This is a genomic window from Janthinobacterium foliorum (genome assembly GCF_978021625.1).
In genome coordinates, this window is the sequence record NZ_CDXDQE010000001.1 from 20,897 (window position 1) to 40,656 (window position 19,760).

At 65.3% G+C, this 19,760-nt stretch carries 18 protein-coding genes; 4 read left to right on the plus strand and 14 right to left on the minus strand.

The features are described 5' to 3' along the window. Positions 1–75: 75 nt before the first annotated feature. The 6 genes from ACZ92H_RS00050 to ACZ92H_RS00075 all read right to left on the minus strand — a co-directional run bounded on the left by ACZ92H_RS00050 (position 76) and on the right by ACZ92H_RS00075 (position 8,943). A complete protein-coding gene (locus tag ACZ92H_RS00050; RefSeq protein WP_131372817.1) occupies positions 76–615 on the minus strand; it encodes a GNAT family N-acetyltransferase in 540 nt (179 codons plus the stop codon). Positions 616–682: 67 nt separating this feature from the next. Next, the gene (gene sppA, locus ACZ92H_RS00055; RefSeq protein ID WP_131372815.1) at positions 683–2,557 is read right to left on the minus strand and encodes a signal peptide peptidase SppA; all 1,875 of its coding nucleotides are present in this window, start codon (positions 2,555–2,557) and stop codon (positions 683–685) included. Between the two features lie 63 nt (positions 2,558–2,620). Beyond that, positions 2,621–4,111 (minus strand): sodium:solute symporter, encoded by a 1,491-nt coding sequence (locus ACZ92H_RS00060; protein ID WP_465048423.1) that lies wholly within the window; start codon positions 4,109–4,111, stop codon positions 2,621–2,623. A 69-nt stretch (positions 4,112–4,180) separates the two neighbouring features. Continuing rightward, positions 4,181–5,398, minus strand: coding sequence for a YeeE/YedE family protein (locus ACZ92H_RS00065; protein ID WP_465048421.1), 1,218 nt, complete (start codon positions 5,396–5,398; stop codon positions 4,181–4,183). Positions 5,399–5,591: 193 nt separating this feature from the next. Then, positions 5,592–7,592 (minus strand): PhoX family protein, encoded by a 2,001-nt coding sequence (locus tag ACZ92H_RS00070; RefSeq protein ID WP_465048420.1) that lies wholly within the window; start codon positions 7,590–7,592, stop codon positions 5,592–5,594. A gap of 139 nt (positions 7,593–7,731) precedes the next feature. Then, complete coding sequence (locus ACZ92H_RS00075; RefSeq protein WP_465048419.1) at positions 7,732–8,943, minus strand: MFS transporter; 1,212 nt, start codon at positions 8,941–8,943, stop codon at positions 7,732–7,734. A gap of 144 nt (positions 8,944–9,087) precedes the next feature. Between ACZ92H_RS00075 and ACZ92H_RS00080 the strand changes: the two genes are divergently transcribed. Beyond that, positions 9,088–9,321 (plus strand): DUF3820 family protein, encoded by a 234-nt coding sequence (locus ACZ92H_RS00080; RefSeq protein WP_131372805.1) that lies wholly within the window; start codon positions 9,088–9,090, stop codon positions 9,319–9,321. Here ACZ92H_RS00080 and ACZ92H_RS00085 read toward each other — a convergent pair. From ACZ92H_RS00085 to ACZ92H_RS00105, 5 genes are all read right to left on the minus strand, one after another. Next, positions 9,318–10,058: a hypothetical protein gene (locus ACZ92H_RS00085; protein ID WP_465048418.1), complete on the minus strand. Its 741-nt coding sequence runs from the start codon at positions 10,056–10,058 to the stop codon at positions 9,318–9,320. The genes ACZ92H_RS00080 and ACZ92H_RS00085 overlap by 4 nt on opposite strands. Positions 10,059–10,148: 90 nt before the next feature. Next, a complete protein-coding gene (locus tag ACZ92H_RS00090) occupies positions 10,149–10,532 on the minus strand; it encodes a glutaredoxin domain-containing protein (protein WP_131372801.1) in 384 nt (127 codons plus the stop codon). An 87-nt stretch (positions 10,533–10,619) separates the two neighbouring features. Further along, positions 10,620–11,429, minus strand: a complete 810-nt coding sequence (locus ACZ92H_RS00095; protein WP_465048417.1) for an APH(3')-I family aminoglycoside O-phosphotransferase — start codon at positions 11,427–11,429, stop codon at positions 10,620–10,622. A 171-nt stretch (positions 11,430–11,600) separates the two neighbouring features. Then, positions 11,601–11,951 carry a VOC family protein gene (locus ACZ92H_RS00100; RefSeq protein ID WP_131372797.1) on the minus strand — a complete coding sequence of 117 codons (351 nt, stop codon included), beginning with the start codon at positions 11,949–11,951 and terminating at the stop codon, positions 11,601–11,603. Between the two features lie 55 nt (positions 11,952–12,006). Then, complete coding sequence (locus ACZ92H_RS00105) at positions 12,007–12,522, minus strand: Lrp/AsnC family transcriptional regulator (RefSeq protein ID WP_131372795.1); 516 nt, start codon at positions 12,520–12,522, stop codon at positions 12,007–12,009. 81 nt (positions 12,523–12,603) lie between these two features. On the opposite strand from ACZ92H_RS00105, the gene ACZ92H_RS00110 reads away from it, so the two are divergent. Next, entirely contained in the window at positions 12,604–13,491 is an 888-nt protein-coding gene (locus ACZ92H_RS00110; protein ID WP_465048416.1) for an EamA family transporter, read from the plus strand. A 4-nt stretch (positions 13,492–13,495) separates the two neighbouring features. Here ACZ92H_RS00110 and ACZ92H_RS00115 read toward each other — a convergent pair whose 3' ends face one another. Beyond that, the gene (locus tag ACZ92H_RS00115; protein WP_465048414.1) at positions 13,496–14,716 is read right to left on the minus strand and encodes an MFS transporter; all 1,221 of its coding nucleotides are present in this window, start codon (positions 14,714–14,716) and stop codon (positions 13,496–13,498) included. 99 nt (positions 14,717–14,815) lie between these two features. Here ACZ92H_RS00115 and ACZ92H_RS00120 point away from each other — a divergent pair, with 99 nt between their 5' ends. Together ACZ92H_RS00120 and ACZ92H_RS00125 are read left to right on the plus strand one after the other, a co-directional pair. Next, positions 14,816–15,724, plus strand: coding sequence for a LysR family transcriptional regulator (locus tag ACZ92H_RS00120; RefSeq protein ID WP_465048413.1), 909 nt, complete (start codon positions 14,816–14,818; stop codon positions 15,722–15,724). A 64-nt stretch (positions 15,725–15,788) separates the two neighbouring features. Continuing rightward, positions 15,789–16,322: a DUF4256 domain-containing protein gene (locus tag ACZ92H_RS00125; RefSeq protein ID WP_465048412.1), complete on the plus strand. Its 534-nt coding sequence runs from the start codon at positions 15,789–15,791 to the stop codon at positions 16,320–16,322. A 34-nt stretch (positions 16,323–16,356) separates the two neighbouring features. Here ACZ92H_RS00125 and ACZ92H_RS00130 read toward each other — a convergent pair whose 3' ends face one another. Continuing rightward, entirely contained in the window at positions 16,357–18,513 is a 2,157-nt protein-coding gene (locus ACZ92H_RS00130; protein ID WP_131372787.1) for a putative bifunctional diguanylate cyclase/phosphodiesterase, read from the minus strand. 188 nt (positions 18,514–18,701) lie between these two features. After that, positions 18,702–19,637 carry a LysR family transcriptional regulator gene (locus ACZ92H_RS00135; protein WP_131372785.1) on the minus strand — a complete coding sequence of 312 codons (936 nt, stop codon included), beginning with the start codon at positions 19,635–19,637 and terminating at the stop codon, positions 18,702–18,704. Positions 19,638–19,760: the final 123 nt, after the last annotated feature.

Below are 19,760 nucleotides of genomic sequence, written 5' to 3' on the forward strand. Positions count from 1 at the left end.
CGCCAGCGGCCTGCATGGGCGGGAAAACGGGCATGCATCTTTACCTGGCTTTACACCGCGGCGTGGCCACGTGCTTTACAAGCTGATGCCGAGGATGACATCCTGATAGTCGGTGCGGCCCACGCGGAAGGTGCGCCGCCCCAGTTGCGCGAAGCCGCAGCGCGCATAAAACGCCAGCGCGTCATGGTTTTCCGCGTATACGCCCAGCAGCACCCGCCCTGCCCCGCTGTCGCGCGCCTGCGCCAGTGCCGCCTGCATCAGCCGCTGGCCCACGCGCTGGCCCTGGAAGCGGTGCAGCAGGTAGATGCGCTTGATTTCCAGGTCGTCCGGCCGCGGCTCAGGCACCGGCAGGCTGGCGGGACTGAGCACCAGATAGCCCACGGGCGCGCCGCCGGGCGTGGCCTCTGCCAGCCACAGCCGCATGGCCGGCAGCGCCAGCCAGTCGCGGTACAGTTCCACGTCGTGCTGGCGCTGGCAATGGGCGATGACGTCGGCGCCATCGAGTATGCCGGCAAACGCCTCCAGGAAGGTGGCCTGGCCCACCAGCGCCAGCGCGTGTTCATCGCCCTTCGCGCACGGCCGGACCGTGATCGCCGTGTCAGTCTGCCCGCTCATGTCGCTTGCCATGCTGTAGTCCCCCGTAGGGGGTGGGACCCGGCGGGCCCCACCCCGGCTTTTTACCTTACTTGCCGCCCAGCGGCACCTCGCACAGGCAGTGCGTGAGCGCCATGAACGGCTTGTGCTCGCGCGTGATGCCCGACAGCCAGCTCAGGTCCTGCGCCATGCCCAGCGCCGCGTCGGCCGGCAAGCCCGTGCCGGCCAGGCCCAGCTTCACGTGCTCGCCCAGTCCCAGCGAGGCCATGGCCTTGGAGCCGAACATGCCGATCAGGCGGTCGACGTTCGACGTTTCCTGCTCCAGATACGTGACGCGGTAATCGGCGCCCAGCTTGGCGCGCTTGGCGGCGGAAGCGAGCGCGTCGCCATAGCTGCCGATGCGGTCGACCAGGTTGCGGTCCTTGGCCTGCAGGCCCGTCCACACGCGGCCCTGCGCCACTTCATTGATTTTCTCCGGCGTGGTCTTGCGCGCCTTGGCCGCCAGGCCGATGAAGTCGCCGTACACGTGGTTGATGGAGCCCTGGATCACTTCGGCGAAACGGGGGTCGAGCGGACGCAATGGGTTGCCCGCGTCGGCCAGCCAGGTGGTGGGCGAACCGGCCGTGTGGATGCCCAGCTTTTCCACTACCTTGTCGGCCGTCGGCAAGATCGCGAACACGCCGATGGAACCCGTGATGGTGGCCGCGTCGGCGATCACTTCATCGGACGAGGTGCTGATCCAGTAGCCGCCGGAAGCGGCCACGTTGCCCATCGAAACGACCACGGGCTTGCCGGCCGCGCGCGTCAGTTCCAGTTCGCGGCGGATCAGTTCCGAGCCGAAGGCGCTGCCGCCCGGCGAATCGATGCGCAGCACGACGGCCTTGATCGACTTGTCTTCGCGCGCCTGGCGGATCAGGCGCGAGGTGGACAGGCCGCCGATGGCACCCGGCGGCGCGATGCCGTCGCCGATTTCGCCCGAGGCGATGACCACGCCCACGGCGTCGCCGATGTGCACGGGACGCAGACGCGCCAGGTAGTCCGTGTAATTAATCTGGCGGAAGTTCGTGCCTTCCGGGTTTTTCGCGCCGCGCGCCATCATGAACTGGCGCAGTTCGTCGCGCGTTTTCAGGCCGTCGACCAGCTTGCCGTTCAGCGCCAGCTTGCCCAGGTCGCCGCCGGCCGCCGTCATCATGGCGGGCAGGTTGTCGATGGTTTGCATGATGGCGCCGGCCGGCAGCTTGCGCGACTTTTCCACGTCGGTGATGTAGGTGGTCCACAGGCCGTTGTTCAGGTAGCGGTCCGCTTCGGCCGCCGCGTCGGACGGGCCGTTGGCGATGAAGGGTTCGGCCGCGCTTTTGTACGTGCCCACTTTCAGCAGGTTGACCGTCACGCCCACTTTATCGAGCGCGTCGCGGTAGTAGTTGCGGTAGCGGCCAAAGCCTTCCAGCATGACGCCGCCCATCGGGTGCACGAACACTTCGTCCGCCTTTGCCGCCACCAGGTACTGGCGCTGGTTGTAGCTCGAACCCCAGGCCGTCACTTTCTTGCCCGTGGCGCGGAAACGCTCCACGCCGGCCGCCACTTCGCGCAGCGAGGCCAGGCCGCCGCTCTGCAATTCATCGAGCAGGATGACCATGGAACCGATATTCTTGTCCTTGGAAGCCGTCTCCAGCACCGCCAGCACGTCGCGCAGCTGCACGCTTTTCTTGACTTCGCCGCTGACATTGGCCAGCACCGCTTCGCGCACGCCGCCCGGGGTTTCCTCGACCAGCGGGCCTTGCAGGTCCAGCACCAGCGTGGTCTTGTCGCCCAGGGGCTTGACGCCGCCGCCGAAGATGGCGATCAGGATGGCGATGACGATCAGCAGGAAGATCAGGTTGAAGACGGCGCGGCGGGTGGCGTCCAGCGCGCGCCAGAATGCGCCAAAACCGCGGCGCAGCGGCGGGAACGGGTTGAGTGACATGGAAGCTCCGTGAGGTTATTTACCTAAAGGAAACCAATATAACTGAAAACCGCCCGAATCGTCCTATTTTGACAACGGTACTGCGCCCTTTTCGCGCCGCGCTTCTGCCCTGGGCGCGGGCGTGGAAATGAGGAACAGGCCGGCCAGCACCAGGGCGCCATTCAGGATCAGCAATTCCAGGCCGATGCGGTAATGTTCGAACAGCCGCGACTGCTCCTGCTCGACCAGCGCGCACAGCAGCGGCCCGGCGATGGCCACCAGCGGTACCCAGCGGTCGCGCACGCCGCGACGGCTCAGCAAGCCGAAGGCGAACAGGCCCAGCAGCGGACCATAGGTATAGCTGGCCAGCTTCAGGATCACGCCTATCATGCTGGGATCATCAAGCCACTTGAAGGCCATGATCAGGATCAGGAACAGTGCGGAAAACCCCAGGTGCACGCGGCGGCGCCAGCGCATCTGCGCCGCCGCGCTCAACTCCTGCCGGCGCTGCAAGCCCAGGATGTCGATGCAGAAGGTGGACGTCAGCGCCGTGAGCGCCCCGTCCACGCTGGGGAACAGGGCGGAAATGAGGGCGATGAAAAAGATCAGCTGCACCACGGCGGGAAAGTGGCCCAGCACGATGGCCGGGAACAATTTATCCCCCGTGGCCGTCACGCCAGCGACGGGAGCGTACAGGTGCAGCAGTCCGCCGAGAAACAGGAACAGCAGCAGCACGCCCGTCAGCACGACGGTCAGGCTGAGCATGTTCTTTTGCGAGTCGCGCAAGGTGCGCACGGAGATATTCTTTTGCATCATCTCCTGGTCCATGCCCGTCATGGCGATGGTGATGAACATGCCGGCAAGGACATGCTTCCACACATAGGCGGGGCTGTCCGGATCGGTGGTGAAGATGCGCGTCAGGCCCTGCGCGCGCATGCGTTCGAGGCTGTCGATGACGGACAGGTCCATCGCGCGCAGCAGGAACACGCTGCAGATGACGAGACCCGCCAGCATGCACGCCGTTTGCAGGGTATCGGTCCAGACGATGGTTTTCACGCCCCCTTCATACGTGTACAGCAGGATCAGCAGCAGCACCACGCCGGCCGTCAGCCAGAACGGCACGCCCAGGCTGTCGAGGATGGTCGCTTGCAAAATATTGACCACCAGATACAGCCGCGCCGTGGCGCCCAGCAGGCGCGACAGGATGAAGAACGCCGCCCCGCTCTGGTAGGAGCGGCGCCCCAGGCGCAGTTCCAGGTAGCGGTAAATCGAGGTGAGCTGCAGCCGGTAGTACAGCGGCAGCAGGATGAAGGTGATGGCCAGGTAGCCCAGCACATAGCCGAGCATCAGCTGGATGTAGCCGAAGCCGTTGCTGCCCACGGCGCCGGGCACGCTGATGAAGGTCACGCCCGTCAAGGTCGTGCCGACCATGCCGAAGGCCACCAGCATCCAGTTGCTGTCCTTGTTGCCGATGAAAAAGCTGTCGTTGGTGGCATGGCGCGACGTGCGCCATGCCACGCCCAGCAGGATCAGGAAGTACGCGAGGACGACGGCAAAGAGAACGGCTGGGGACATGGGCGCAGCGCTGGCGGCAAAGGGGAACAGGGGCAGAAATATACAGCAAAGCCCCTGTTTATGCCGGCCTCAGCAGCCGGTGGGCTTGACTTTCTCCACTTCCAGGCCGAACCACGGACGCAAGCGCGTGCCGACGACGTTGCCCAGGAAGGCGCAGACCAGCCACAGCCAGCCGTGCAGGCTGCCCGAGATGATGCCGCTGAAATACGCGCCGATATTGCAGCCATACGCCAGGCGCGCGCCATAGCCGAGCAGCAGGCCGCCGACGATGGCGGCGATCAGCGAGCGGCGCGGAATGCGCCACACGGGTGCATAGCGGCCAGCCAGCGCCGCCGCCAGCATGGCGCCCAGCACGATGCCGATGTCCATCACGGACGTCTTGTCCTGCGTGATCGGCGCGGCCAGCGCGGCCGCGTTGGCCTTGGTGGACCAGTAGGCCCAGCTGGCCGTATCGATGCCGATCGCCGACGCCGCTTTCGCGCCCCACAGGGCAAACGCGGACGTCACGCCCCATGGGCGGCCCGACAGCGCCAGGGTGGCGAAGTTCAGCACGACGAGGGCGATGGCGCCCGCCACCAGCGGCCACGGGCCGTGCAGCCACGGCGACGCGTGCGCCGGGCGCAGCGGCGGCGTGATGAGCTTGCCATGGCGGCGCTTTTCCACCCATACCGTGATGCCGGCGATTAATGCAAAAACGATCCAGTTCAGCGCCAGCGCGGGCGCCAGGCCCAGGGTCGTGACGAGGGAAATGGGCTGGAGCTGCGGCAGCGACGTCCAGAACGGCATGTGCGCCGTGCCGATCACGGAGCCGATGATAAAAGCGATGAGGGTAATGATCATGCGCGTGCTGCCGCCGCCCACCGTATACAAGGTGCCGGAAGCGCAGCCGCCGCCCAGCTGCATGCCGATGCCGAAGATGAAGGCGCCGACGATGACGGAGGTGCCGGCGGGCGACACCAGGCCGGCGACGGGCGTACCGAACAGGGTGCCGGCCGACAGCGCGGGGAAGAACAGCGCCACGCCCACGGCCAGCATGAGCATTTGCGCGCGCAGGCCGTCGCCGCGGCCATCGGCGATGAAGACGCGCCAGGCGGACGTGAAGCCGAAGGCCGCGTGGTACAGGGTGATGCCCAGCAAGGCGCCCACCACGTACAGCGCGGCCTGGTTGATGCCCACGGCCTGCGCCAGGTAGCAGGCGCCCAGCAGGATGAGCACGAGCGCGACGCCCAGCGGTTTCGGATTGATCTCGGTGCGCAGGCGTAGCGGCGAAGCGGCAGTGTCGGACATGGTAGGGGACGCCAAAGGAAGGGAAGCGCCATTTTCCCCCGTTTTGCAGTTTTCCGCCAGCAATCAAGCCGCCCGCCGGGCGCCGACACGCCAAACCTCCCGTCGCCACGGTCGCGGTGACGGGCGGCACGCCGGCAAGGAAGGCCTGCGCCTGCCCGCCCTGCGTGCATGCGGCCGCCTCAGCCGGCGCGCATCACTTCGACAGTTTCACCTGCGCCAGTTCCGCCGTCAGATAGCCGACCGCGCCGCTGGCCTTGCTGTTGTAGTTGGTGTTGATGATGATGTTGATCTGATCCTTCAGGGCCGATGGCAGGCCGGGGAAGCGGTTCCACTCGTCGCCAGGATGCTGGAAGTTGCTCATCACATAGGTCCAGCCATTGATCTCGTCGACCGCATGCAGGCCCGTCGATTCCGCGCCGGCCGGGCAGGACAGCAAACGCTCCAGCTTCTTGGTATCGACGTTGTAAGCCCACAGGAAGTTGTTCAGGTGGTTGCCGCTGTCCTCGCCGATGAACAGGGTGCGCAGTTTTTCCGAGAACTTCAGGTTGTCGGGACTGGCGATCTTGCCCGGGTTGGCCGTATTGCCCAGGCCATCGGCCGCGATGTCTTCGCCTGCGATCAGCAGGGTCGATTCGCTCGGCACCCATTCGCTGTCGATGGCCGCGCCCGTGTCATCCTTCTGGCCGCCCGCCAGCTTGTGCGACACGACGGCACCCGCCACCAGCTTCTTGAACTTGACGTTGTGGCCGGCCACGTAGCCCGAAGCGCCTTCGACCATCGAGTCCTGGATGTTGGCATACGCCGAGTAGGCGATCTTGTCCTTGGCGTTGACCGTCGTGCCCTCGTTCTTGGTAAACGCCATGCTGCCGCCCTTCAGGGCTGCGTAGCGGTGGGTTTCCAGGAAGGCGGCGGCTTTTTCCTGGCCGGCCTTGACCCTGACCCAGGCGGTTTTCTTGTTCAGCACGATCTTCGTGTAGCTGGCGTCGGACGGATCGGCCAGGGTCGAATCCATGATGTCGGCGGCCTTGATGCCGCCGTCGACCAGCGCCTTGATCTCGGCGTGCGTCGCATGGCCCAGCTTGACCCATTGCAGCTTGCCCGTGGTGGTCTCGGTCAGCTGCGTGGTGTACTTGGCGACGTACAGGGTGCCGCCTGCCGCCAGGTCGGCGACCTTGTCGGCCACGAACATGAACAGCCCGCCATTCGTATAGTCGTCGCCGCCCAGGATGGTGCGCTGGTCCGGCATCACCTGCACCAGTTCGCGCGAGTAGCGGCCCAGGCAATAGTGTTTCTTGATGCTGCCGGTGCCGTCCGGGTTCACCGACACTTCCGGCAGGTGGCCGTAATCGTAGGGATTGGCGGTCGCCGCATCGCCGAAGACGTTCTTGCTGAATTCCTTGAGCACGGCCAAAGTCTGGCCGCCCAGGCCCTGGTCGAAGGCATCGGGTTCGTACTCTTCGCTCGACAGATGGGTATTCCACGGCGACAGGCTGGCGCCGCAGGTAATCCACAGGCCCTTCACCAGCGAGGTGTCGACATTGTGGTATTTCACCAGCGACAGCTTGCCGGTGGTCTGGTCCTGGTCCAGGGTCAGCACGGCGATCGGCGACGGCAGCGTGCCGTAGGTGGAGGCGCCGGCCTGGTTGAGCGAATTGTACTCAAACTGCACCACGGCAAACACGGGCTTGCCCTTGACGCCCGCCACGGCGGCATTGGCCACCGTCAGCATCGAGCTGCCGTCCGGCGAGTCCGAGAAGAACTGGCGCTCCTTGCCCGGCACCGAGCTGTCGATGATGGGCTGGTTCCTGATGTCGAAATAGCCGCCCGCAATCACGGTGCCGCCCTTGCCATCAGGCACCCGGTCGCCGGTCAGGAAGAAAGGCTGGTATGCCAGGTTGTAGCTGTTGCTGCTGCCATCGCTGAAATTGACCTTGAGCTTGGAGCCGACGGTGGTCGTGGCCAGCGCGGCAGGCGAGCTCGCCAGCGGCGCGGCCATGCCGGTGAATTCCGCCGTGGTAAACGTCGCGGCGGGCGTGACTGGCGGCGTTACCGCTGGCAGCTCGTTATCCGAACTGCCGCCACAACCGGACAGAAAGGCGCTGACGCCGGTCAAGCCAGCCAAGGGCAGCATGGGGGCACCGGCAAACAGTTGCAGCAGGCGGCGGCGCGAGGACTCAGGGGCATAATTCGACATTTTTTGTTTCTTCCGTTATAAATAAATATCGTGGGACAGACCAGCTTGAATACGAGGCCGGAGCATAAACGACAAATATTTCACCTTGATTACCAGGCAAGCCGCATCGCGAAGTCACGGCAGGAAGACGCTCAGAGGTTCAATGGCCTGCCGCATGCATCGATTTTTCGCCAGCCCGCCGCGCGGGAATCGGGTTCAGGCGGTCCAGGCGGCCGCTCAGGGCCGTCAAGCCGAACGCTCCCAGCACGACCAGGGCACCGATCCAGCCCGTGTGCACCAGGCCCAGGTGTTCAACGATGAGGCCGCCACCCCAGGCGCCGCCGGCGATGCCCAGGTTGAAGGCGGCGATGTTCAGGCCCGAGGCAACGTCGACGGCGCGCGGCGTGAAGTGCTCCGCCTGCTGCACCACGTACACCTGCAGGCCCGCCACGTTGCCGAATGCCACGGCGCCCCACAGCAGCACGGTGATGACGACGAGCACGGCATGCGGCGCCGTAAAGGTCAGCAGCAGCAACACGCCTGCCAGCAGCAGAAAGATGCGTTTCAAGGCGCTGACGGGGCCTTTCCGGTCGGCCAGCTTGCCGCCCCAGATATTGCCGAAGGCCACGGACACGCCATACACCAGCATCACCACGCCCACGGCGCCGGCGCCGAAGCCCGCCACCTGCTGCAAAATCGGCGCCAGATAGGTAAACGCGATGAAGGAGCCGCCATAGCCGACGGCCGTCATGGCGTACACCAGCAGCAGCCGGGGCTGGGCCAGCACCTGCACTTGCTGCAGCAGGGAAGCGGGCTTGCTGTGGCTGATGTCCGACGGCACGTACAGCAGGCTGCCGATGAAGGCCACCACGCCGAGGGCGGAGACGGCAAGGAAGGTTTCGCGCCAGCCGAAATGCTGGCCGATGAAGGTACCCAGCGGCACGCCCGTCACCAGGGCCACGGTCAAGCCCGTAAACATGATGGCGATCGCGCTGGCCGCCTTGTCCTTCGGCACCAGGGACGTGGCGATGGTCGAGCCGATCGAGAAGAACACGCCATGCGCCAGGCCCGTCAGGATGCGGGCGATGACCAGGGTTTCGTAGCCTGGCGACTTCCAGGCCAGCAAGTTACCCAGGGTGAACAGCACCATCAGGGACAGCAGCAGGGTCTTGCGGGCAATCTTGCCCGTCAGGGCCGTCAATACGGGCGCGCCGACGGCCACGCCCAGCGCGTACAGGCTGACCAGCAGGCCGGCCGACGGCAGGTTCACGCCCAGGTCGGCGGCGATGGTGGGCAGCAGCCCGACAATGACAAACTCGGTGGTTCCGATGGCAAATGCGCTGAGGGTCAGCGCGAGCAAGGCAATGGGCATGGCAAACTCCGATAAATGATGTTGGCATGCAGTATCGGGGTTTTCCTTGTTGCGAAAAATACTTCCCGTGGAAGAAGATAGTTGCGCGCGGATCAAGAATATGGTGTTCTGCTACACTGGCCGGATCAACACGGAATCATCACCATGAACTCAGACACACTGGCGCTGCTGCTCACGCGCGAAATGCCATACGGGAAATATCAGGGACGGCTGCTGGCCGACTTGCCCGGCCACTACCTGGGCTGGTTCGCGCGCGAAGGTTTCCCTTCGGGCGAACTGGGCAGTTTGATTGCGCTGATGTACGAGCTCGATCACAACGATTTGCGCAGCTTGCTCGACCCGCTGCGCCCGCCCGGCTGGAAACGCCGGCCGGACTAAGTCGACGACGCCAGACCCTTCGCCTGCGCCGACCTGGCCAGCGACGTGGTGAACGCGGTGTAGACGGAAAATATCTGGTGCACCAGCTTGCTGCCGCCGGCCAGCACGGCCCCCGTCAGCACGACGTCCACGGCAATAAACACGCTGTACTGTTCCTGCAACGCCAAGGGCAGGCCGTGGGCGGCAATCGGCGCGAGCACCATGATCTGGCCCAGGAAGCGAAAACCGGCGGCCGACGTGATCATGCCCAGCACCAGGCCGACCCAGGTGGTGGCCTTGACGGTGGCCATGGTGTAGGGCAGCAGGGCTTTTTCCTCCTGGTCGACTTGCTGGTCGGCCTGCTCGATCTGCTGGCGCGCCGTGTCGAGCAGCGCGGCGATCGCCGCCTTGCGCTCATCCGTCAATCCGGGCGTGCTGTTCAACTCGGCCACCAGGTCGGCGATGCTGCGCTTCAGGCGTCCACGCTGGGCCAGCCAGTACGCGATCGCCTGCTGATGCGCGGCCACTTGCGGCGGCGCCCACAGCGAGACGAACACCTCGATCATGCGCTCGACAAACAGGGCCACCAGCAGCATCGAGCCGAAGATGCCCGGCACCAGCGCGGCGAGATTGTCGCGGAAGGCCAGCGCGCCGCTGTGCCAGCTTGCCGCCAGCCACACCGCCGCCACGCATAGCAGCGCGCACGCCGCCATCAAGCCCTTGCCCGCACTGCCTTGCACGCCATCATCCTTGTCCATCGCTCGCCTCGCGCCTCGCGGCATGAAAGGCTCACTATAAGCAATTGGGCGCCGGGCAATGCTCACGCATTGTCACGGGTGCGGCAAGGATTATGAGGCGCGCACTTTTTTTGCCAGCATGGCGCTGAACTCGCCGTTTTCCACCAGCGCTTGCAGTTCGCTGGCGCCACCGATCAGCACCCCATTCACGAAGATCATGGGAAACGTGGGCCAGCCTGTCCACATCTTGAGCGCATTGCGGCGGTGCCACTGGCTCAGGTAGCTGCCGTACTGCAGGTAAGTGTAGGGCGTACCCAGCACGTCGAGGATCTTGCGCGCCTTGCGCGGAAACGGATTCAGCGCCATGCCCACGACAACGACCTGGTGCGCGGCAATGGCGGCCTGCACCTCGCGCACGATATCCGTATGCTTGCTGCCGATCAATGGGCGGGCGGCGGGATGGATCTGGGTTTCATCGAGAATGGCACGGGTCATGGAAATCCTGTGAAAAGTGGCGGATGGGCACGCGGTGGTGCGGATGGCGCATTGTGCCACGCCGCCAGCAGCAAGCTCCCCCCCGCATCAAAATAGCTCGTCGAGTAACACATGGAATCGCAGCCTGGCCTGGTCGGGATGCGCGATGCCATACTGCCGGAACAGCCGCTGCTGCAACGGCGCGCCGAACGCGCCGAGGCAGTTATGCAGAATGGCAAGATCCTGGTAGCGGTCGGCGATTCCCAGCCGCCCCACGTCGATGCAGCCGACGACCTCGCCTTCATGCAACAGCAGGTTATCGAGCGAGCAGTCGCCATGGGTCAGCACCGGATCGGGCGCGAGCGGCAGATGGTCCTGCAGCGCCTGCCAAACCTGCCCTGCCGTCCAGCCTTCCCGTTCCGCGTCGAAATCCGTGACGTCGACCAGGCCCGCAGCGATACGCGCGCGCGCATGGGCAAGCCGGACAGCATGGCCGCTGTCGAACGGGCAATCGGCCACCGGCAGCGCGTGCACGCGACGCAAGAATGCCGCCAGCGCATCGACCACGGCGGGCCCCGCCCCGGGACTCGATTCGAGCACCTGGCCAGCCGTTTTTCCCTGCATGGCCGTCATCAACAGCCATGCCTGGTCTGCCGCACGGACAAACTGCACCACCGCCGGCACGGGCAGGCGCCCCGCCAGCCAGCGCAGCTTGCCCGCCTCGGCCGCCAGCTCATCGGCAACGTTGCCCGTGCCATGCTTCAGATACAGGTCGGGCGAACCGGCTTTGCCCTGCAGGCGAGAAACGGCGGCACCGGACTGGCCAGCGCCTTCGCGCGCCCACGCATAGCCTTGCAGTGCGGCGGCCAATGTGGCGGGTAACTGCAGCGCCTGCGAAGCGACAAAAAAGGTGGACACAAACCCTCCCATGCCACGGCCCAGGCCCAGGCCTGCACCATGAAGTAATGATGGCGCGACAATCCGCCGGCATGTCCCGCGCCCGGCACCGGGTGCGGGGCGGCCAATGTGCGGCAACATCGACCCTGGCGCGAACGGCTGCGCCGCCCGAAGCCGCCGGGAACACTGCGTCTAGGCATGCGACAGAATATTGACAAGCTTGCCGAAAGGGTCGCGCACGAAAAACCGCCTCACGCCCCAAGGTTCATCAACCGGTCCATATTCCATGGGGAAGCCGGCGCCAGACATGCGCGCACAGGCGGCATCCACATCGTCGACTTCAATGGAAAGCTCTGGCACGGCAGTGTTCGAGCCGCCTTCCGTCGCGAAGCTCAGCTGCACAGGCATCTCGGTTGGCAAGCCATATGTCCTGATCCAGCCATGGTCCATTAACAGGCTCAGGCCCAGGACTTCCTGGTAAAACGTGCGGGCAAGTTCCACATCCGACACGGGGATATTTGCCACTATTCGCAAGACTCGCATGGTTTTCCTTTTTCGTGAACCGGTTACCGTACGTCGGCTGCGGCCCAGGCGCCACTCACTTGCCCGCTTGCGTCCTGTCCAGCGGCACCTGCAAGCCCATTTTGAGACAGCTCAACGCCACCGAGGTGCGGTAGCGCCGGATATTGTCATCGCCACCGAACAATCGTTCCGTCAGCGCCTCATATTCTGCCATGGTACTGGCCGTGATGATGAGCAGATAGTCCGCTTCGCCGGTAATCCCGTAGCACTGCTGGATGGCCGGTTCGGCCAGGATGCGCGCGCGCATGCCTGCCGTGCGCAGCGGATGCTCGTCGTGCAGATGCACTTCCACCGTCAGGATCAGGGGGCGGCCAAGGCGGCTGGCGTCGAGCACGGCCACCTCGCTGCGGATCACGCCGCTCTCGCGCAGGCGCCGGATGCGCCGCTGCACGGCGGGCGCCGACAGGTGGACGGCCTGGGCTATTTCGCGCTGCGAGGTCGTGTTATCGCGCTGCAAAATCTCGAGGATGGCCAGGTCAAAGGCATCGAGCGCAGGGCCGGCGGCGCTGGTGGTGAGCGAAAGTTGCGTCATGAGGGTCAAAATGGAGTGCAAATATCAGATCAGACACAATAAACTTTCGCCATCCCGATATCAAGCCCCACAGCCTCCGCCATGCCATTTCGCCGTTATTCTTCATTCATTCCCTTGCTGGCCATCCTCGGCTCCGTCACCTGCCTGGGCCTCGGCACGTCCTGGGCCAAGCACAGCCTGTTTCCGCTGGTCGGCGCGCAGGGCACGACGGCCGTGCGCGTGGGCTTTTCCGCCCTGTTGCTGCTGCTGTTCTGGCGGCCGTGGCGCTGGCAGCTGGGCCGTGCCGACCTGCGCACGGTGGCCCTGTATGGCGCCGCGCTGGGCTTGACCAACCTGTGCTTTTACATGGCCCTGCGCACGATTCCATTCGGCATCGCCGTGGCCATCGAGTTTTCCGGTCCGCTGGCCGTGGCGCTGTTCGCCTCGCGCCGTCCGCTCGATTTCGTCTGGGTGGCCCTGGCCGTGGCGGGACTGGGCTTGCTGCTGCCGCTGGGCCACGACATCAGCCATCTGGACCCCACCGGCGTGCTGTTCGCCCTGGCCGCCGCCGTGTGCTGGGCAAGCTATATCGTCTTCGGCAAGCGCGCCAGCCACTTGCACGCGGGCCATTCGGTCTCGCTGGGTCTGACGATGGCGGCGCTGGTGGTGGTGCCCGTGGGCGTGGCGCATAGCGGCGCGGCCCTGCTCTCGCCAGTCGTGCTGGGCGTGGGCCTGGGCGTGGCCTTCGTTTCCAGCGCGATTCCCATTTCGCTGGAAATGGTGGCCCTGAAACGCTTGACGCCGCAGGCCTTCGGCATCATGAGCAGCATGGAACCGGCCGTGGCCGCCATGCTGGCCTTCATCCTGCTGGACGAACGCCTGGATGCGGCCCAATGGCTGGCCATCGGCATGATCATGGCCGCGTCGATGGGCAGTTCGTATATGGCGCAGCGCATGCGGGCCGCGCCCGCCGCTGCCATCCACAACTGATGTGTCAATGCACGGCCGCCCCCGCCACGTGGGCGGCCAGCTTGCGGCGCGCCAGCCAGGCCAGCGGCAGCAGTGCGAGTAATGCGGCCGCCACGCCGGCCCACGGCGACGACGCCATCAGCTGGCGCGAGACCATCAGCGCGCCCAGCATGGAGCCGAAGGAAATGCCGAGGTTAAACGCGGAAATGTTCAGGCCCGAGGCGAAATCGACGGCTTGCGGCGTGTAGCGCTCGGCCGTGGCCAGCATGCCGGCCTGCAGGGCGGGCGACAGGCCGAAGGCGAACACGCCCCAGACAAACAGCATCACCGGCATGCCCCATTGCGAAGCGATGCACAGGGCCACGCCCACTTGCGTGGCGGCCAGCAACAGCAGCATCACGCGCAGGGCTTTTTGCCAGCCCAGGTGACTGGTCAGGTAGCCGCCCGCCAGGTTGCCGGCAAAGGTGGCGGCGCCGAACACGATCAGCAAGGCGCTGGCCATGGTGGCGGAAAACCCCGTCACATCCGTCAGGATGGGCGTGATGAAGGTGAAGGCGGCAAAGCTGCTGCCGAAGCCGAACGTGGTGACGGCCATCATCGTCAGGATGGGGCCACTACCGAGCGCCGCCAGCTGCGTCATCGCCTTGCCACCTTTGCCCTGTTGCAAGCCGGCGGGCAGCCAGCGCGCCATGGCGCCCAGGCCCAGCGCGGCCAGCAGCACCACCGCAAAGAACGGCAGGCGCCAGCCCATCAGGTTGCCGAGAAAGCTGCCGAAAGGCACGCCGATCACCATGGCCAGGGTCAAGCCGGCAAACATCACGGAAATCGCCCTGCCCGCCTGCGCCTTGCTCACCAGGCTGGCCGCCACCGTGGCGCCGATGGCAAAGAAGGTGCCGTGCGCCACGGCCGTGATGACCCGCCCGGCCAGCAGCAATTCAAAGGTGTGCGAAAAAGCCGCCAGCAAATTGCCGGCCAGGAAGACCGACATCAGGCCCAGCAAGGCGGCCTTGCGTGGCAGGCGCGACATCAGCAGCACCAGCAGCGGCGTGCCGATGGCCAGGGCCAGCGCATACACGCTGACCAGGGAGCCGGCCGATTCGATGGAAATATGCAAATCCCTGGCGATGGTCGGCAGGATGCCGACGACGATGAATTCGGTCACGCCGATGGCGAAGGCGCCGACGGCCAGCGCCAGCACGCCGGGCGGCATCTTGGCTTGGGTGGAAACAGGGTGTGCGGTGGTCATGGAATTCTCCGGCGGATGGTTCAAGCCGGCCAGTGTATCGGGCTTCCTACTTTTGATATAGACTCGCAGAATGGAAACACCTGTGAAATGGATTCAATAATGGCCAGGCAAGACATCAACCGCGCCTTCGAGATGGCCGTCTACGTGGCCGTGGTGGAAACGGGGGCCTTTTCCGCCGCCGCGCGCCGGCTGGCCCTGACGCCATCGGCCGTCAGCAAGCTCGTCAATCGGCTGGAAGCGCGGCTGGGCGCGCGGCTGCTCCAGCGCAGCACGCGCCAGCTGCACACCACGCCCGAAGGCGACGCTTTCTTTGCGCAATGCAAGCGCATCCTCGACGATATCGATGGCGCCGAGCGCGAGGCGGCGCAGGGCGCGGCGCCGCGCGGACGCCTGCGCATCAACTGTTTCGTGCCGTTCGGCGTGCGCCATCTGCTGCCCATCCTGCCCGAATTCGCCCGGCGCTATCCCGACATCGTGCTCGACGTCGTCGTCAGCGACGCCATCGTCGACTTGCTGGAAGACCGCACCGACATCGCCATCCGCACGGGCAAGTTGAAGGAATCGAACCTGGTGGCGCGCAAGCTGGGCGAGGACCCGATGGTGGTGGTGGCGTCGCCGGCGTACGTGGCGCGCCATGGCCTGCCGCGCACGCCGCAGGAATTATCACGGCACAATTTATTGGCGTTCAACTTCCGCTGCCAGAATGAAACCTGGCCCTTTCTCGATGCGGCGGGCAACACCGTGCAGGTGGCGCCGCAGGGCAATACCTGCGTCAGCGATGGCGAGAGCATGCGCCAGCTGGTGCTGGCGGGCATGGGACTGGGACGCTTTTCGCGCCAGCACGTGCTGCGCGACATACAGCAAGGCGATCTGATCACCGTGCTGCAGGATTACAATCCCGGCGACAAGGAACTCGTGCATGCCGTCTTCGTGGGGCCGGGCCAGCAAGTGCCGGCCCGGGTGCGCGTGATGCTCGATTATCTGCTGGAAAAAGTACAGCTGGGATGAGCGCCGCCCGCCTGCAGCGCGTCCTATAATCGGCCGTATCATTGAACTTCCAGGGAGCCGTGCCATGAATGATGACTTGATCCACACTTTGCAAGCGCGCTTCGGCAAGCATATGCACCGCCATCCGGGATGGACATGGGACGCCGTGCTGTCCCGGCTGCACGCCGCTCCCGCCAGCCTGGCGGTGTTGCAAAAGATGGAAGACACGGGCGGTGAACCGGACGTCGTCGGACCGGCCGGCGACACGGGCGCCGTCACGTTTTTTGATTGTTCCGCTGAAAGTCCGGCCGGGCGCCGCAGCCTGTGCTTCGATCCCGCCGCCCTGGCGGCGCGCAAGGAAAACAAGCCGGCGGGCAGCGCCGTCGGCATGGCGCAGGAATTGGGCATGGAATTGCTCACGCAAGCGCAGTACCGGCAATTGCAGGACCTGGAACCGTTCGACCGCAAAACGTCGAGCTGGATCGCCACCCCGGCGAGCATCCGGGCGCTGGGCGGCGCCGTGTTTTGCGACCGCCGCTACGAGCAGGTATTCATGTATCACAATGGCGCCGAATCGTATTATGCGAGCCGCGGCTTCCGCGGACTGCTGCGCGTCTGAGCACAGCCTGCCTCCCTGTTCAAGCCTCCGTGGTTCAGGCCACCGCTTCCAGCCGCAACTGCCGTCCCTCGTCGAGCATCAGTTCGAATTCGGCTGCCGGCACGGCCGGGCTGAACAGGTAGCCTTGCAGCTGGTCGCAGCCCAGTTCGCGCAAGAAACGCATCTGCTCGGCCGTCTCCACCCCTTCGGCGACGATTTCCTGGCGCAGCTGCTGCGCCATGGTGACGATGGCGCGGGCGATGGCGCAATCGTTTTCCTCGAACGGCAGGCCGATGACGAAGGAGCGGTCGATTTTCAAGGTGCTGATGGGGAATTTCTTCAGGTAGGCGAGGCTGGAATAGCCGGTGCCGAAGTCGTCGAGCGCCAGCGCCAGGCCCATGGCCACCAGCTGGTTCATGATGTCGATGACCTTGTCGGCGCCCCGCATCAAGAGGCTCTCCGTGATTTCCAGCATGATCTGCTCGGGCCGCACGCCGTAGCGCTCCAGCACGGCCGCTATGCGCGCCGGCAACTGTTCATCGAACTGGCGCGCCGACAGGTTGACGGCGATGGCCGGCATGTGCAGGCCGCGGTCTTCCCAGCTGCGGATCTGGCGGCACGCCTCGTCCAGCACCCAGGTGCCCAGTTCCAGGATCAGGCTGGTTTCCTCGGCGACCGGGATGAAGACGCCGGGCGAGACCATGCCGCGCATCGGATGCTTCCAGCGCAGCAAGGCTTCCGCGCCCACGATGCGCCCGCTGGCCAGGCTCACTTTCGGCTGGTAGTGCAGTTCCAGTTCCTTGTCGCCCAGCGCCAGGCGCATTTCGCTTTCCAGGCGCAAATGTTCCTTGGCCCTGCGGTTCATGTCTTCGCGGTAGAACAGGAAGGTCGATTCGATGGTTTGCCCCGCCTTGGCCACGGCCACGTCGGCAAAGCGGAACAGGGCCGGCGCTTCCAGGCCGTCTTCCGGATACACGGTGATGCCGATGCTGGCGCCCACGTGCAAGGCGTGCGTGTCGATATTGATCGGCGTTTCCAGCAGGTTGAGCAGTTTTTGCGCCACGTTGGCCGCGTGCTCGCGCTTTTCGATGTGCAACAGGGCCACGACGAATTTGCTGTTGTCGACGCGCGCCAGGATATCGGCGTCGCGCAGGGCGCCACGGAACAGCTGGCCGATGGCGATCACCAGCTGGTCGCCCACTTCATGCCCCAGGGTATCGCTGATGGAGCCGATGCGGCTGATGTCGATGACCATCAGCGCGCCATGCGTGCCCTGGCGTTTCGCTTCGGCCAGGCCCTGGTCCACCAATTGATTCAGCAGGCAGCGGTTGGGCAAACCCGTCAGGCTGTCGTAGTTGGCCATGCGCTGCATGCGCGCTTCCGCATCCTTGTGCACCGAGATATCGGAAAACAGGGAAAACACGTGGCTGATCTCGCCATACTCGTCGCGCACGACGCTGATGGTGACGTCTTGCGGGAACAGTTCGCCATTCTTGCGCTTGCCGATGATTTCGCCGCGCCAGGAACCGTGGCCGCGCATGGCGGCGCGCACCTTGGCGCGGAAATCGGGATCGTGCACGCCCGAACGCAGCAAGTCCGGCGTGCGGCCGATGGCCTCGGCCGGCGAATAGCCGGTGATGCGGGAAAACGAGCTGTTGATGGAGACGATGCGCTCTTCCGCATCCGTGATCAGCACGGCTTGTTCGCTGTCTTCGATGATGCGCGCGTGCAATTTGACCTTGTCCACGTCGGACAGCGGCTCGCTCATGGCCGACAGGCGCACGGCCATGCCGCAGCCTTTGCCCGCCTGGTCGTGGATCACGTGGCGGTGCATGCGCAGCCACGTCACCATGCCGGACTTCTTGCGCCGGCGCACGTCGGTGGCCACGTCGCCCGGCGCCGCATGCAGCTCCAGCACGCTCGCTTCCGCGTCGTCTTCCGGATACAAAAACAGGATGTGCTGGCCCATGGCTTCCAGTTCGGAATAGCCGAACATCTGTTCGGCGCCATGGTTCCAGCCGATCAGGAAGCCGTCATGGTCGATTTCCAGCAAGGCGTCGGCCGGCGCCACGCGCACCACGGGCCGGCTGGCGCCCCGCAGCCGCTCCAGCTCCTCGTGCAGCCGCGCCAGGGTGGCGGCCTGCTGCGGCCCCGCCTGTTCGCTGGCTTCCTGGGACAGGCGCAGGCACAGCGCGACTTTCGCCTCAAGCACGGCAGCCCCGCGCCAAAGGCAAGCCAGGGGAACAAATCAGGGGCGCTGCGGTCTGTGTAATCATCAAAATCCCACTATGGGGCATGGAGGTCGGGCCGGAAATACGATAACAATACTGTGAATATGGTAACTTAAAAATGTTGGCGTATGTCAACATTTTGCAGGCGCGGCAGAATGGCGGGGCGGCGTCATGCCGCTGGCCAGCCGCGCCCCGGCAGATGCTGCGCCAGGCGGGCAAACACGTCCGCTTCGCGCATGCGCGCCAGCCACCAGCGCAATGCGGCGCCATCCTCGCCCACCCGCCAGGCCAGGTAAAACGTTTCCGACGGTTTCGGCTCTTCCACGGCCCGCTCCACCAGCACGCCCCGTTCGATGGCGGCGCGGGCGCACGGCCCCGGCAGGAAGCCGAATCCCAGTCCCAGCACCTGGTAGTCGAACTTGACCTGCATGTTCGGCACCGTCAGCGCATCCTGCCCCAGCAGCAAGCCCACCGTGCGCGGCGCCATCTGCCGCGCCGAATCGGCCACCACCACGGCCCGGTGCTGCTGCAGGTCGCCACGCGACAGGGGCCCGGGCAGCTGCGCCAGCGGATGCGTGGGCGCCACGGTGAAGACGAAATCGAGCATGCCGATCGGCTGCGATATATAGCCGCCGCCGGCCGGCCCGTCCCCGGGCGCGCCCACCAGCAGATCGACGCGGCGGTCCAGCAGCGCTTCCCAGGTGCCGGACAGGGCATCCTGCGCCAGGCGCAGGCGCGTCTGCTGGGCCACGTCGTAAAAGGCGCGCACGTCGTCGGCCAGGGCCACGGCGGAAAACATGGAATCGAGGCCGATGGCCAGTTCCGTTTCCCAGCCCGAGGCCACCCGGCGCACGCGGTGTTCCAGGTCTTGCGCCGCCTTCAGCAGGTAGCGCCCCTCCTTCAGCAATTCCTGGCCGGCCGCGGTCAGCACGACTTTCGGGCCGTTGCGCTGGAACACCTGCACGCCCAGGTCGTCTTCCAGCTTGGCCACCGTGTAGGAAATGGTGGACGGGACTTTATGCAATTCCTTGCCGGCCGACGAGAACGATCCCCGGCGGTCGATGGCGTCGACGATTTGCAGTGCTTCCAGGCTCAGTCTTAACATTCGATTTTTTCGATCATAGGTCGCAAGATTTTCCGTTTTTCTTTCCCTGCAGAGGCGCCTATACTTTCTCCATCGTACAGCGAAGGGCAGATCAGGCGCCACGGCAACTGCCAGGCAACGGTC